We start from the raw sequence: 14,569 nt of genomic DNA, 5'->3' as shown, positions 1-14,569 counted from the left end.
TTGACGCTCCGTGCTATTTAACGATCAGCGCGACAACGAAGCCGATCAGAGCCAGAGCCTCGCCGAAGGCGGAGCCCATGATGAAGACGGTGAACACGCGGCCCTGGACCTCAGGCTGACGGGCCATAGCACCCGTAGCACCCAGAGCAGACAGGCCGATAGCAAGACCAGCGCCGATAACACCGAGACCGTAACCGATAACTCCCACGATTCCTCCTTTGTCGTGCGTGTCTTATTTCACGCAGGATAACCTTTTTATAACTGCCGGGCTCCATGGGTACGGGCACCGGCGGTTTAACGAATTGCCTTACCTTTAAGGCGCGAACGGAAGACTACTCCTCCTCCGCGACCTCCTCTGCCTCGGAGACATACACGGCGGTAAGGACCGTGAAGACGTAAGCCTGGATGGCGCCGACCACAAGCTCGATCGCATAGATCAGGATGAGGATGGCAAGCCAGGCCAGCGAAGGCAGGGCGCCGACGGCGTGGGCCGCGGAAACCTGCTGAAGCAGCGGCTGCATGAACATGCTCGCCATGATGGCGAACGAGCCCATGACCACGTGTCCTGCGAACATGTTGCAGAACAGACGGACGGCGAGCGTGATGAGGCGCAGGAAGGTCGAGAAAAGCTCGACGACCCACACAAGGACGTTCATCGGGAAGCTCACGCCCTGCGGGGCGAGGCTCTTGATGTAGCCGATCACACCGTGAGCCTTGCATCCGTAGTAGATGAAGTACACGAAGGCGAAGATGGCGAGCGCGGCGGTGGAGCCGATTGCGCCGGTGCCGGGCTTCATTCCCGGAATCAGGCCGATCATGTTATTGATCAGGATGAACAGGAAAAGCGAGCACAGGAACGGGAAGTGCTTCTTCCAGTTCTCACCCACGACGCCCTTGCCGATATCGTTCTCGACGTACTCGATGATGTACTCGAAACCGTTGACGAAGAAGCCCTTGGGAACCAGGGTCTGCTTCTTCTTGAACACGGCCAGGACGATCAGGAGCACGATCGTGGAGACGATCAGCCAAAACGAGTACTGCGTGATGCCGCAGCTCAGATCGCCCACGACGGGGGTGGAGCTGAACTCGCTGACCAGATGATTAATCTCATCAGGCAGCTTTTCAAAAATTTCCACGACTTACCTTTCGACCTCATGAGGATCTCGCAGCGCCTTGGCGACACGAACCGTGCAGGCGGCCATAAAGGCCACGAAGCCGATCGCCTCGCCCAGGAGGAACATGCGAAATGCCTCTCCGAACAACACGAACACAACCAAGGTAAAGACGAGCAGGGCGATTGCCGAAACCGCCAGACTCACCATGCCCTTGAGCATGTCCGCATTCTGCTTATCGTCAAGAACCGGCTTGAGCGTAAAAACAAAGGGAAGAAAGGCGACCGCGCCCGCGATGGCGCCTGCAACGATAGCGAGCAGATCGGCTATCTGAAACACTGGCGTCCTCACTTTCTTTTTTAACGCTTCACAGAACAGTTCCCGCCAAACATTGGTGACTATTGTACGAGCCAATCGCTAAAGTACAACCGAAAAAGCATCGGTTAATACGCACCTGTTCGTTTTCTTAAGACCTTCTTTATGCCGCAGGTACGGTAATACGTTTTTCTCGAACCCTGCAGGGCAAAACGTCCGTTAACAGGAGTGCGCGCGGTCGACTTTTGTTCGTCCGCGCGCACCGTTTCTTCGTATTTGCAGCCGCGGCCGTCTTAGCCCAGCGACTAGAGCGTGCCGTAGATGCGGTCGCCGGCGTCGCCGAGGCCGGGAACGATGTAGGCAGCCTCGTTGAGATGGTCGTCGATGGCGCAGGTATAGATATGCACATCTGGGTCCTTCTCGGTCAGCGACTTGAGGCCCTCGGGGGCCGCGACGATGCACAGCATGCGGATGTCCTTGACACCGCGCTCGCGCAGGTAGCTGATGGCCATCTCGGCCGAACCGCCCGTGGCGAGCATGGGGTCGACAACCAGGCAGATGCGCTGGTCGATATCCTTGGGCATCTTGCAGTAATACTCATGCGGTTCGTGGGTAACCTCGTCGCGCTCCATACCGATGTGTCCCACGCGAGCGGAGGGCACCAGGTCGAGGATGCCGTCGACCATGCCAAGGCCCGCACGCAGGATGGGCACGATGGCGAGTTTCTTGCCGGCGAGCTGTTTGAACGTGGCGGTAGTGATGGGGGTCTCGACCTCGACGTCTTCCATAGGCAGGTCGCGCATGGCCTCGTAGCCGTCAAAAAGCGCGAGTTCGCGCACGAGCTGGCGGAACTGATTGGTGCCGGTGTTTTTGTCGCGCAGGATCGACAGCTTGTGCTGGACGAGCGGGTGATCGACAAGCGTCACACGGGACGCATCGTAGGTAACGGTCATGAGTTGATTGCCCCTTTCGTTGCGGCCGTAAAACGACCTTGCTGGCATGGCGCGCAGCGATGTTGCCGCCGCGCGCCATACACAAGTTTAGCGGTTTGCTGTATCGAGTGGCCCGTCGCAGCCCTACTGTGCGGTACTGAGCGAGCGCTTGACCGCATCGCGCCAGCCCGCAAGGTTTTGCTCGCGGCGCTCGGCGGACATGTGGGGAAGGAAGGTCCTAACGATCTGGGCATTTTGCTCCAGCTCTTCCAGGTCTTCCCAATAGCCGACGGCAAGGCCCGCCAAGTACGCGGCACCGATTGCCGTGGTCTCCACCGTCTCGCATTGCAGCACGGGGATATCCAGCAGGTCGGCCTGGAATTGCATGATGAACTCGTTGCGCGACGCGCCGCCATCGACAGACAGGCGTTCGATCGAAAGCCCCACGTCCTGCTCCATGGCGCGCAGCACGTCGTAGCTCTGATATGCCATGGATTCGCAGGCGGCACGTACGATGGTCGCACGGCTCGAGGCGCCGGTCAGACCGCACACGATACCGCGGGCACGCGGGTCCCACCAGGGAGCGCCCAAACCCGCAAAGGCGGGAACGAAGTAGCAGCCCTCGTTGTCGTTAATCGAAGCGGCGAGTTGTGCAGACTCGCTCACGCTCGAGATGATGCCCATGTTGTTGCGAAGCCAGTTCATGGTGGAGCCGGCGGCAAAGATGGAACCCTCGAGTGCATAGCTGATCTTCCCGTCCGCGGCGATACCGATGGTGGAGACCAGACCGTTCTTGGATTCGACGACCTCGTCGCCGGTGTTCATGAGCATAAAGCAACCAGTGCCATAGGTGTTTTTGGTCTGGCCGGGATGGAAACAGCAGTGGCCGAACAGCGACGCCTGCTGGTCGCCCGCCACACCCATGATGGGTGGCATGTTGGTCATGATGTCGCTCGCGACGCGGCCGTAGTCGCCCGAGCTCCAGCGAACCTCGGGCATCATGGAACGTGGAACGTCAAAGAGCGCCAGCAGGTCGTCGTCCCAATCGAGCGTATGGATATTAAAGAGTGCCGTGCGGCTGGCATTGGTGTAGTCGGTGGCAAAGACCTGGCTGCCGGTGAGGTTGTAGATGAGCCAGGTGTCGATGGTGCCAAACATGAGGTCGCCCGCCGCCGCGCTCTCGCGTGCGCCGTCGACGTTGTCGAGAATCCACTGCACCTTGGAGGCCGAGAAATACGGGTCGAGCGTAAGCCCCGTGCGGGAGCGCACCAGCTCTTCTGCGCCCTGCTCAACCAAATTATCGATCAGAGACGCGGTGCGACGGCACTGCCATACGATGGCGTTATAGATGGGCTGGCCGCTCACGCGGTCCCAGACCACCGTGGTCTCACGCTGATTGGAGATACCGATGGCGGCGATGCGATCGGAATGAATCCCGCTCTTAAACTGAACCTCCATCATGACCGCAATCTGGCTGGCAAGGACCGCCATGGGGTCTTGCTCCACCCAGCCGGGACGCGGGAAGCTGGTTTTGACACTGCGGCGCGCTTGGGCGACAATGCAGCCGTACTCGTCGACGATGGTCGCAAGTACCGAGGTGGTGCCGCAGTCGAGCGCCATGATGTAGGAACCGCCAAAGTCAAACGAGGCATCTTCCATGCCCAGGCTGCCCAGATTCAACGACATCGCTTACACCTTTCTGTTGCATCGGGTCGGACAGGACCCGCTCAATCTCTGACGCGGGAAGTGCGCCTTGGCGCAGGATCTGGAGCCCGCCGTGCTGGAACGACACGATGGTCGAAGCGTCGCGGCACGGCGTCTCGCCCGCGTCGACGGCCACGTCGACCCCTTCTAGAATGCGGTCTTCAACGTCGGCAAAGCTTGCCGGCGCGGGCGCGCCGTGTGTATTGGCGCTCGTACAGGCAAGTGGGCTGCCACAGGTGCAGATGAGCGCCTGTACCACGGGCGATGCCGACGCGCGAAGAGCCACCGTGTCGTCGGCGGCACGCATAAAGGTCGGCACGCAGGGAGCCGCCTTGACCACAATAGTCAGGGCGCCCGGCCAGCATCGTCGGGCAAGTATGCGTGCCTCTTCTGGGATATCCACGCCGTAGCGGTCGAGGGCCTCGGCATCATCGACCAGCCAGGCGACCGTTTGGGTGAGCTCACGCTGCTTGAGGGTAAAGATGCGACGGTAGCCGGTACCGAGCGCGGGCACCGCGGCGCCGTTGACGGCAGCCTGCGGATCGCGCGGCCACGGCAGAGATTCGCTTGTATCTTGGGGCACGGCGTCCGAGAAGGCGTTGACTGCCACAGCGACGCCATAGACGGTCTCGGTTGGGATCAGGGCCAGGCCGCCACGGCCGAGCACCTCGGCCGTACGCTCGACGGCGAGCCGATGCGGCTCGCGCGCTCCCTCGAATACCCGATAGACCGTCTGCATGTGTATGCCAGCCCCTTACGCTCTGGTGAAAGTTTGTTTACTGAGGGGCATTCTCGCACGAAACGTTTAACCTATTTGTCCACAGCGCATGTTGGTTTGGTGAGCGGCTATAGCAGTCGGTGAAAGTGAGGGGTAATTGAGCCGTGACAAGCCTCTTTACATTTCCGGCGCAGCGCTCCCGCCGCCGCGCCGCCAATGCGCTTCGTACTTTACTGACGTTGTTTGGGCTCGGTGACGATAGCTCGAACGATGCGGGGACGATCGGTGAGGTCACGGACGATGCGTACGTCCGAAAGACCCGCCTGGCGGCAGAGCTTGGCCGCAGCGTCGAGGGCGCCCTCATAGAGCTCGCAGGCAAACAGGCCGCCGGCGCGCAGCATATAGGGCGCCGCATTGAGCAGGCGGCGGAAGATATCAAGGCCATCGGCTCCGCCCTCGAGCGCCAAATCGGGCTCAAAGTCCTTGACCTCGTGCGGCAGCGAGCGCATGACGTCAGTCGGGATATAAGGCGGGTTGGAAACGAGCACGTCGAAGGTGCCCCACTCCTCGCGGGGGATAGAGCTCACCAGGTTCGTGAGGCTGAAGGCGACCTCATCGGACGTAAGCCCGAGTGCATCGCGGTTTTTGGTGGCCAGGTCGATGGCGCGCGGCTCGATATCGGTAGCGGTGCAGGCGACATGGCCGCGACGCTCCCAAGCAAGGGAGAGCGAAATGCAGCCCGTGCCGCAGCCGACCTCGAGAACGCGGGCAATGCGGGGGTCGGCAGGCACAGACGCGGCGGCATCCTGCACTAGGGCCGTCTCTTGTTCGACGCCTTCGATGGCAATGCCGTATTCGTCGAGCTCGGGCTCGGCGACTTCCGCGGTCTCGGCCTCAGCTGCCTGCGCGGCGGCTTCCTCGGCCTCACGATCGGCCAGCTCCTCGGCATAAGCTCGGCTGCCCAGCACGTCTCCGCCCAACGCCGCCTCATCGGCAGCCGTGAGGTTGGCGGCACGGCGCTCGGCAGTCGCGCGTTCGTCAGCCAATGCGACTTCGGCTTTACGCGCCTGCTCGACCTCGTCGTTCCATGGCAACTCTACACGCTGGCGGGTGGCAGCTTCGGGGCTCAGAACCTCGACATCCAGATAATTGAGGACTTCCTCGACGAGCATCTCGGTCTCGGGACGTGGAATGAGCACGCCGGGGGCGCACGCGACGTCGATCATGCGGAACTGCGTGCTGCCGGTGATGTACTGCAGCGGCTCGCCCTTGGCGCGACGGACAACCGCCGCGTGCATGGTCTCGAGCTGCGCTGCATCGAGCGTGTCGTCCATACGCATATATAAGTCGATGCGCGCTAGGCCCGTGGCGGCGCACAACAGCCACTCGGCAGAAAGACGGGGGTGCTCTTCGCCGCGCTCGGCTAGGTACTCCTTGGTCCACTCGAGACAACGCCTGATGGTCCAGATCTCGTTTGCCATGGGTCCTCCCCTCTTAAGCGCCGGGCGGCGCGCGAATGTCGGAGCAGATTGTACGCGAGGGCGGCACGCGGCGAGAGACGATTGGAAGCGATTATCGAGAATCAGCCCAGAATTTTGCACCGGGCTCGCTCAAAGTGTTCATTCGCCGACGTCTAGATTTGCATTCGTCAAGCTTTTGGCAAGGTTGCCCCAAAACTAACCAATATCTAACCAAGAACTTGCCAAATCACTTGACGTGCGACGCACCAAAAAGGGCCCCGCGACTTCTTGGACGATTTTTCGAGCAGTATTTTCAATTGCAGATGAAGGCTGTTAATTACTTTGAGCAGGCAGGCAGCTTAATTTCCAACAAAGTAGATTAAATAAACTCGAAAAGTGATTTACCCAACCTAGTCATTTAAGAACGTCCCCAATGACTACCTCTAGGCGCCGCAGGTTGAGCATAAGTCCCCAATGACTACCCGCCGCAGGTAGAGGACGGACAGCGAGCGGGTCGCATTTGAGACAAGGTGACGTGGAACGAAAGGGCGCTGACCTTCTGGTCGCGCCCTTGAAGTTGAACGTCAGATTGTACAGGTGCGGCCCGCGCAGCGTCGAGCCGTTACGGCGTTTGGTAAAACGCCGTAACTTATACGGCCTGTGCCAGCTTCTCGGCACGCTCGGCGGCGGCAAGCGCCTCGATGACGGCACCGAGTTGGTCGCCCAGAAGGACGCCGTTGTAGGTGGAGTTGAAACCGATACGGTGGTCGGTCACGCGGTCCTGGGGCTGGTTGTAAGTACGGATCTTCTCGGAACGGTTTCCGTGGCCAATCTGGCTCTGGCGCTCGGCGCCGAGCTCGGCCTGCTGCTTCTCGAGTTCCATCTCGTACAGACGGGCACGCAGCATCTGCATGCAGACCTCGCGGTTTTGAATCTGGGAACGCTGCTCCTGCGACTGCACCACGGTATTGGTGGGCAGGTGGGTAATGCGCACGGCGGAGTAGGTGGTGTTAACGCACTGACCGCCAGGACCGGAGGCACAGTAGGTATCGATGCGCAGGTCGGACTGGTTGATCTGAACGTCGATCTCCTCGGCCTCGGGAAGCACGGCGACAGTTGCCGTGGAGGTCTGGATGCGGCCCTGGGACTCGGTCTTGGGAACGCGCTGGACACGGTGCACGCCGGACTCGAACTTCATGACGGAGTAGACACGGTCGCCCTCGACCTTGAACTCGATGGACTTAAAACCGCCGGCCTCGCTGGGGCTGGAGTCGAGCACGGTGGTCTTCCAGCCACGCGACTCGCAGAAGCGTTGGTACATCTTGTACAAGTCACCGGCGAAAATGGCCGCCTCGTCGCCACCTGCAGCGGAACGAATCTCGACGATGGTGTTCTTGTCGTCATTGGGGTCACTCGGGATGAGCATGTACTTGATGTCTTCCTCGAGCTGGGGAAGCTTGTCCTCGTTCTCGGAGATGTCCATCTGGAGCATCTCCTTCTCGTCGGCATCGGTAGTGTCACGGAGCATTTCTTTGGCAGCCTCGATGTCGTCGAGCGCGCCGATGTACTCGCGCGCAGCGGCAATGAGGTCGGACTGGTGCGCGTACTCCTTGTTGAGACGCGTGAACTCCTTGATGTCGGAGGCGACGGCCGGGTCGGAAAGCTTCTTCTCGAGCTCCTCGTAGGCCTTGATGATCTTTTCGAGCTTGTCGCGCATGGCGGAACTCCTTTATATGCGTGAAGGTGAAAATCGGCGGAATTGATGGGGCGCATGGCGCCGTTGCGGGGTAAGCCCAGCTAGAACATGTCGATTTTCAGATACATGCGCATCCCTTCGCGTATAGGGTACATAGTTGCGGTCTAACCCATATATGATAGCGTGCGCAGGCAAACCTGCATATAACCCGCACGGAATGAGTGGACCTTGATTATCGACTTTATCCGAACACCTCCCACATTCATCCGTACATGTGCGGATGAATGTGGGAACCCGATACCCTGAGGGCCGGATCGGCCGGCCCCGGGAGATCGGAGGACGGCATGTCCGGAAAGAAGAAGAGCGGCTCCGCAAGGGCGGTCCCGAGGGCCTACGGAAGGCTCACGAGGCACGAGCGGGACACGGTCCAGAGGATGCTGGAGCGCAGGGCGTCGTGCAGGGAGATCGCGAGGGAGCTGGGCAGGTCGCCCTCGACGGTGAGCGCCGAGGTGGCGTCGCACAGGTTCGTGACGGCGCCGAAGGCCAGGCGCGGCGAGCGCGTGGACGCCTCCGCCGACCTGTCGGCGGCCTGCCCGCGCCTGGCGGCGTGGCCGCGATGCTGCAACGGCTGCGGCCGGTACCGCGCGATCGGCTGCAAGCGCCGCCCCCACGTCTTCTACGAGGCCCGGGCCGCGCAGCTGTGCGCCGACTCGGTCCTCGTCTCGTCCAGGCGCGGGATAGACGCCGACGAGCCCGCCGCGGCGGCCAGGCTGGAGGCGATAAGGGACTGCCTGCGCCGGGGGCTGTCGCCCGAGCAGATGGCGGCGCGCAACGGCGGCCCGGTGGACCTGTCGCCGTCGACCATCTACCGCTGGGTCTCGGCGGGCTACGACGGCATGACCAACATGGAGCTCAGGCGCAAGGTCGGCTACAGGCCGAGGAAGCGCGCCGCGGGCCGGGCGGCGACCCGCCACTCCGCCCGCAGGTCGCATGCCGCGTTCCTCGCCCTCGGGGAGGGCGCGTGCGCCGCGGCCTGGGAGATGGACACCGTCGAGGGGGCCCGGGAGGACTCCGCCTGCCTGCTCACGCTGCTGCACCGCCCCAGCAGGCTCCAGCTCGCGCTGCCGCTGGAGGAGAAGACCGCCGGGTGCGTCGCGGACGCCCTGGAGGGCGTCCGGGCCATCCTCGGCGCCGACGGGACGCGCCGCGTGTTCCGCGCCGTCCTCACCGACAACGGCGCCGAGTTCTCCGACGAGGCGGCGATCGCGGCGCTGCTCGGCGAGGGGCCGGGCGAGACGAGGCTGTTCTACTGCGACCCCAGGCGCAGCGACCAGAAGGGCGCCTGCGAGCGCAACCACGTCGAGATCAGGAAGCTGCTGCCCAAGGGCGCCGGAATCAGGTTCGACCGGCTCGTCCCGGCCGACCTGGCGCTGGCCATGTCGCACGTGAACTCCGAGCCCCGCGGCGCGCTCGGCTTCGCGACGCCCGCGCGCGCCTTCAGGGCGATGCTCGGGGAGGACGCGGCGGCGCTGCTGGACGCCTACGGCGTGGGGGACGTGCCGCTCGGCGACCTCGACCTGACGCCGGGGCTCATCGAGAGGGCGCGCGCAGAGAGGGGCGATGCCCCGCTGGCCTAGCCTAGGAGAAAAACGGAATAGACGGACCGACCGTCCGGCTGAGTCTGGGAAGAGGTGCCGGGCGGCGGGCGGGGCATGGCCACCGGACCCATCGAAACACATCTCCACCATTCCTTCAACTGGGAAAATGGCGCCCCCGGGGCCCGAGAGGGGCCGCGGGGACGTTCGGTTAACTGCGGGAGCGTGCCATCAGCTCAATGTGTTCGGTTGAGATCGGAAATCAACCCGGAATGAGTGGACGTAGTCGTTGGGGACGTTCCTTAACGACGAGTCGTTTAAGAACGTCCCCAACGACTACAACGGCTAACAAAGGGACTGTCGCTTTGTCACATTCTAGAGCGTTTGAAGCAGAGCGATGAAAAAGTGGACACCTTGGAGGTAGGCACGGCGGGTAATGCGCTCGTTGGTGCCGTGGACACCGCGATCGCACTCGTCATCGTCGACCACAAACGCCGAAAAGCGAATGCATTCAGAGCAAATACGCTGATAGTTAGCCGCATCGGTGGCACCGATCACAGTTGAGGGCACAATGCCGACAGCAGCCCCGCCCGCCGCATTCGGTACGTTTTCCTCCGCCCCCTTTTGATCACGAAAGTAGCGGGCGGCAATAGTGCGAACGGCCTCGAGCCCCGGTCCGCCAACACGTGGGGACGGCGAAGGTTCTGAGCTGCCGGGGCCAAGTTCGACCTCCACGCGCCCGGTAAGGCCCGCAGCGGCAACGGCCTCGCGGCAACGGTCAACAACATCAGCCACGCCCGTGCCCTCGAGCATGCGGAAGTTAATATTGGCCCACATATCCTGCGGCATCACGTTGGCGCCAGTGCTGCCGCCCTCAATCTGCGTGGGCGCACAGGTAGTGGTCACGAGCGGATAGAGCTTGTTGCTGGCGAGGCAGTCGCGAACAATGACGCCTCCGTTGGCGGCAATCTCATCCGCCGTGTAGAGCCCCAACTCGACAAGCTGCGCGGCAAGCAGATCGGTCACGCGCGTCGGCCACTCGATATCGCAGATTGCGGCGATAGCGCGGCTCAATACCTCGAGCGATGTGCCGCCGTAGGGGTTGGACGAATGTCCGCCTTCGCTCTTCGTCTTGAGCACGATATCGGCATAGCCCTTCTCGGCAAGGTCGGCATGCATAAGCCACCCCTCGCCCGCGCCGTACTCGGCAGCCGAAACAATACGGTAGTCACCCTCGTCGATCAGGTATTCAAGTTCAACGCCGCGCTCCTCGAGCACGCGGCCGATGGCCCCCGCTCCATACTGCGTGGTCTCCTCGTCCTGGCCAAAGGCGAGCAGCAGCGTCCGCTCGTGCTCCCAGCCGTGCACCAACGCATACTCAACCGCCTCGAGAATACCTGCGACCTGGTCTTTCATGTCGATAGCGCCGCGACCCCAAATGTAGGTGTCATCCACGTGACCGCTAAAGGGGGCATGCGTCCAGTCGGCCTCGGTGCCGGGCACCACGGGAACCACGTCCATGTGGCCCATGAGCATAACGGGCTTGAGGGCAGGGTCGGAACCGCCAAGTGTCACCAGCAGCGAGTGGTCGATGAGTTCGACCTCGCCCGCCGCGAACACATGTGGCCACGCCTGCTGCATATAGGCGCGCAGGTCATCGAACGGCTGCCAGTTCACCGCCTCGGCATCCATACTCGAAACGGTCGGAAACGACAGCACGCGCCCCAGGCGCTCGCACGCGCCAACTTCGTCCAAATCGGCAAAATCATCCTCATGCGCAAAGAAGCGCCAAACCTCGGCCATGACATCCTTTCGATTGTGATGACGAGGGCCGCCCCACCGGAACGGCCCTGCCATGCAAACATTTGCGGTTGGTTATTTGTCCTCGAGATAGCGCGAGAGGAACTCGCGGGTACGCTGGTGCTTGGGGTTGCCAAAGAGCTCCGCCGGCGCGGCGTCCTCGAGGACCAAGCCCTTGTCCATAAAGACCACGCGATCGGACACGGTGCGGGCAAAGGCCATCTCGTGCGTGACGACGACCATGGTCATGCCGTCGGCAGCGAGCTTGCGCATGACCTCGAGCACCTCTCCCACGATCTCGGGGTCGAGTGCGGAGGTCGGCTCGTCGAACAGCATGATCTGCGGATTCATGCATAGGGCACGAGCGATGGCCACGCGCTGCTTTTGACCACCGGACAGGCGACCCACGGCGGCGTGCGCGAACTTTTCGAGTCCCACGCTCGTCAGATGCTCCAGCGCGACCTTTTCGGCCTCGGCCTTGCTCATCTTTTTGAGCGTGACGGGCGCAAGCGTGCAGTTATCGAGCACGTCCATGTTGTTAAACAGGTTGAAGCCCTGGAACACCATGCCGATGTCCTCACGCAGCTTGTTAATGTTGCAGCGCTCGGCCGTGAGGTCCTGGCCATGGAACCAGATATGGCCCGCGTCCGGGGTCTCGAGCAGGTTGAGGCAGCGCAGAAAGGTCGATTTGCCCGAACCCGAAGCGCCGATAATGGTAACGACCTCGCCGGGGTTAACGGACAGGTCGATGCCCTTGAGCACCTCGAGCGAGCCGAAGCTCTTGTGCAGGCCCTCGACGCGGATGAGCGGCTCATTGGTCTGTGCGGCGGCCGCAGCGCCGGTAGTGGCGGTATCTGCCATGATGATTCTCCTCGTCTTGAGCCTAGTTGGAGCTGGGCAGCGTGGCCGGGGCCTCGGCGCCGAGCTTTTTGCCAAAGGCCTCGAGCAGGCGGCTCGCCACGAGCGTCAGGATTAGGTAGACCACGAGTGCCACGCAGTAGACCTCCATCTGGCGGTAGTACACGCCGGCGACGGTGGTTGTGGCGTACATGAGGTCGAACACGCCGATGACCGAGAGCACCGACGAGTCCTTGATGTTGATGATGAGCTCGTTGGTGAGCGCCGGAATCGCGTTTTTAATGCCCTGGGGAAACACGACTTTACGCATAGCCTGCCACTGCGACAGACCCAGCGAGCGCGCCGCCTCGGCCTGACCGGGATCGATGGACTCGATGCCGCCGCGCAGGACCTCCATCATGTAGGCGGTGGAGTTGAGCGAGATGGTGACGAGGCCGGCGGTAAAGGTACTCCAAATCTGGTTGGCCTGGGCGGTCTCGAAGCCCATGCCGCGCAAAACGGTGAAGCCCGCGTAATAGATGAGCAGGCCCTGGACCATCATGGGCGTACCGCGCACGATGGTGGAGTAGACGGTCGTAAAGCCGCGGCCGATGCTCTTAAAGAAGCGCACCAGGTCGTTGTCCACGCGATCGAAGGTCTGAATGCGCAAAAACACAAAGAGCAGTGCCAGGAAAAAGGCGATAACGGTACCGAAGGTCGCAAGTGCGATGGTAATCTCGATGCCGCGGATAAAGAAGTCGCCGCTCTTGTAGGTCATATAGACCAGGCTCGACAAAAAGTCGCTGGGGTTGGAATCCGAGACAATGCTCACCTGCACCAAGTCGATAAACGACATGACGCAGCGATCCACGAAAAAGACCACCGCGATGGCGACCACGACATAGCTGCCCAAGCGTGCTCCACGACGGAAACGCTCGGATGCGAACGGCGATTTTTCGCGATAGTCGCTCCAGTGCATAAGCTTGGTGACCAGCGCCGCCGCCGACACGACGAGCCACGCCCACAGGATCGCCCAAAGGCAATCTTGGAACACGCCCGTGGGGGCCAGGAAGCTCAGCGGCGTGGGGTTGCGCTGGCTAAACGCCAGTCCGAGCGCCGCGATGACGCTCGTGCCCAGGTACACATAACGATGGTCGGCTTTGATAAAGGAGACCAGACGATTGATGGCTTTCATGCTGCCTCCCTATGCCGGCTGACGGTCGAGGCACGCGTCCCACATCTGGTCGCGCTCCTCCTGGCTGACGCCCTTGAGCGTCTTGTCGATGAGCTTAAGCAGCTTGTCCGAGCCCTTGCGGCAGCCGACGTTTGCCGCGACCTCCTGCTTAAAGCCCTCGCCCTCGGCAAAATGAATGGGGACGATACCGGGATTTTGGGCCATGTAGCCCTTTTCGTTTTCGGTGTTGTACGTCACGGCGTCGCAGGTGCCCTGCAGCAGGTTCGAGAACACCGTGGGGACGGAGTCGACCGGGTTTTTGTGAACGACGCCCGGGATCTCGTCGATGACGGTATCGAGCATGGTGTCCTTTTGGCCGAGCACCGTGGCGCCGCTGAAGTCACTGAGCTTGGTGGCGTTTTGGTAGGGGGAACCCTCTTTTACGAACAGGCCGAAGTAGCCAATAAAGTACGGGTCGGAGAAGCCGACCGACTCCTCACGCTCGGGCGTGGCGCTCATACCGGCGATGATGAGGTCGATCTGGCCGTTGTTGAGCGAATCGATAAGGCCCGAGAAGCTCTGCTTGACGGCAACGGGCTCGCCACCGAGGGCCTTGCAGACAATCTTGGCGATCTGCACGTCGTAGCCATCGGCATAGGCGCCTTGTACGTTGTCGATGGGGATGGTGTACTCACTGGCTTCGGAAACCTGCCAGTTGTACGGGGCGTAGGCCGCCTCCATGCCGATGCGAATCTTATCCTTGCCGATCACGGAATCGGACAGGTCGTCGCGACCGCCGCCCGTCGTGGGCTGAACCACCTTGAGCGTGGACGGGCGCTGACAGCCGGCGAGCGCGCCGGCGACGACGGAAGCGCTCGCGGCAAGAGCGCTACCCAAGAAGATGCGACGGCTGCACACCGGCTGTGGACGCACGTCGCGCTGATGGGGAGAATGCATAATCTGCCTTCCCTGTTGAATCGTATGCTAACGACTTAACAGGATACCGCTCAGCGTTACCTCCAGCAGATGCATATATACAAATTAACAAACAGAAAACGATTGGTAGCCGTTGGGGACGTTCTTAAACGACTGGTCAAACAAGTAGTCATCGGGGACAGTCGTTGGGGACGTCGATGATTCGGCAATGCCAGCGAGCGCCACCCAGAGCGAACAAGTTGGCATGAAAAAGGCAAGGCATAGACCTTCTGGTCATGCCTTGCCTTTTG

At 61.7% G+C, this 14,569-nt stretch carries 13 protein-coding genes; 1 reads left to right on the top strand and 12 read right to left on the bottom strand.

Annotation, left to right across the window (positions count from 1 at the left end):
* Positions 1–13: 13 nt before the first annotated feature.
* The 8 genes from ACTM86_RS08085 to prfA all read right to left on the bottom strand — a co-directional run bounded on the left by ACTM86_RS08085 (position 14) and on the right by prfA (position 7,958).
* Positions 14–208 carry an ATP synthase subunit C gene (locus tag ACTM86_RS08085; RefSeq protein ID WP_022094262.1) on the bottom strand — a complete coding sequence of 65 codons (195 nt, stop codon included), beginning with the start codon at positions 206–208 and terminating at the stop codon, positions 14–16.
* A gap of 124 nt (positions 209–332) precedes the next feature.
* Positions 333–1,136: a F0F1 ATP synthase subunit A gene (gene atpB / locus ACTM86_RS08080; protein WP_022094263.1), complete on the bottom strand. Its 804-nt coding sequence runs from the start codon at positions 1,134–1,136 to the stop codon at positions 333–335.
* Positions 1,137–1,139: 3 nt separating this feature from the next.
* Positions 1,140–1,451: a hypothetical protein gene (locus tag ACTM86_RS08075; RefSeq protein WP_055286330.1), complete on the bottom strand. Its 312-nt coding sequence runs from the start codon at positions 1,449–1,451 to the stop codon at positions 1,140–1,142.
* 281 nt (positions 1,452–1,732) lie between these two features.
* The gene (gene upp, locus ACTM86_RS08070; RefSeq protein WP_040359658.1) at positions 1,733–2,380 is read right to left on the bottom strand and encodes a uracil phosphoribosyltransferase; all 648 of its coding nucleotides are present in this window, start codon (positions 2,378–2,380) and stop codon (positions 1,733–1,735) included.
* Between the two features lie 123 nt (positions 2,381–2,503).
* The gene (gene glpK, locus ACTM86_RS08065) at positions 2,504–4,045 is read right to left on the bottom strand and encodes a glycerol kinase GlpK (RefSeq protein WP_154518372.1); all 1,542 of its coding nucleotides are present in this window, start codon (positions 4,043–4,045) and stop codon (positions 2,504–2,506) included.
* Positions 3,999–4,802 carry an L-threonylcarbamoyladenylate synthase gene (locus tag ACTM86_RS08060; protein ID WP_229770733.1) on the bottom strand — a complete coding sequence of 268 codons (804 nt, stop codon included), beginning with the start codon at positions 4,800–4,802 and terminating at the stop codon, positions 3,999–4,001. Before ACTM86_RS08060 ends, glpK begins: the two co-directional genes overlap by 47 nt.
* A gap of 209 nt (positions 4,803–5,011) precedes the next feature.
* A complete protein-coding gene (locus ACTM86_RS08055; RefSeq protein WP_441017000.1) occupies positions 5,012–6,262 on the bottom strand; it encodes a N5-glutamine methyltransferase family protein in 1,251 nt (416 codons plus the stop codon).
* Between the two features lie 628 nt (positions 6,263–6,890).
* Complete coding sequence (gene prfA, locus ACTM86_RS08050; protein ID WP_154518366.1) at positions 6,891–7,958, bottom strand: peptide chain release factor 1; 1,068 nt, start codon at positions 7,956–7,958, stop codon at positions 6,891–6,893.
* Positions 7,959–8,281: 323 nt separating this feature from the next.
* On the opposite strand from prfA, the gene ACTM86_RS08045 reads away from it, so the two are divergent.
* Entirely contained in the window at positions 8,282–9,574 is a 1,293-nt protein-coding gene (locus ACTM86_RS08045) for an IS30 family transposase (protein WP_441016997.1), read from the top strand.
* 333 nt (positions 9,575–9,907) lie between these two features.
* Here ACTM86_RS08045 and ACTM86_RS08040 read toward each other — a convergent pair whose 3' ends face one another.
* The 4 genes from ACTM86_RS08040 to ACTM86_RS08025 form a co-directional block, all read right to left on the bottom strand.
* Entirely contained in the window at positions 9,908–11,335 is a 1,428-nt protein-coding gene (locus ACTM86_RS08040; protein WP_441016994.1) for a M20/M25/M40 family metallo-hydrolase, read from the bottom strand.
* A gap of 72 nt (positions 11,336–11,407) precedes the next feature.
* Positions 11,408–12,193, bottom strand: a complete 786-nt coding sequence (locus ACTM86_RS08035; protein ID WP_441016991.1) for an amino acid ABC transporter ATP-binding protein — start codon at positions 12,191–12,193, stop codon at positions 11,408–11,410.
* Positions 12,194–12,215: 22 nt separating this feature from the next.
* Positions 12,216–13,364 (bottom strand): amino acid ABC transporter permease, encoded by a 1,149-nt coding sequence (locus ACTM86_RS08030; RefSeq protein ID WP_441016988.1) that lies wholly within the window; start codon positions 13,362–13,364, stop codon positions 12,216–12,218.
* A 9-nt stretch (positions 13,365–13,373) separates the two neighbouring features.
* On the bottom strand, positions 13,374–14,300 hold the full coding sequence (locus ACTM86_RS08025; protein WP_441016985.1) for a transporter substrate-binding domain-containing protein: 927 nt from the start codon (positions 14,298–14,300) through the stop codon (positions 13,374–13,376).
* Between the last annotated feature and the right edge of the window lie 269 nt (positions 14,301–14,569).

The organism is Collinsella sp. HCP3S3_E11 (assembly GCF_052067375.1).
GTDB lineage: Bacteria > Actinomycetota > Coriobacteriia > Coriobacteriales > Coriobacteriaceae > Collinsella.
Note: the sequence above shows the minus strand (reverse complement) of the source record. Positions and strands in the feature narration are given on the sequence as shown.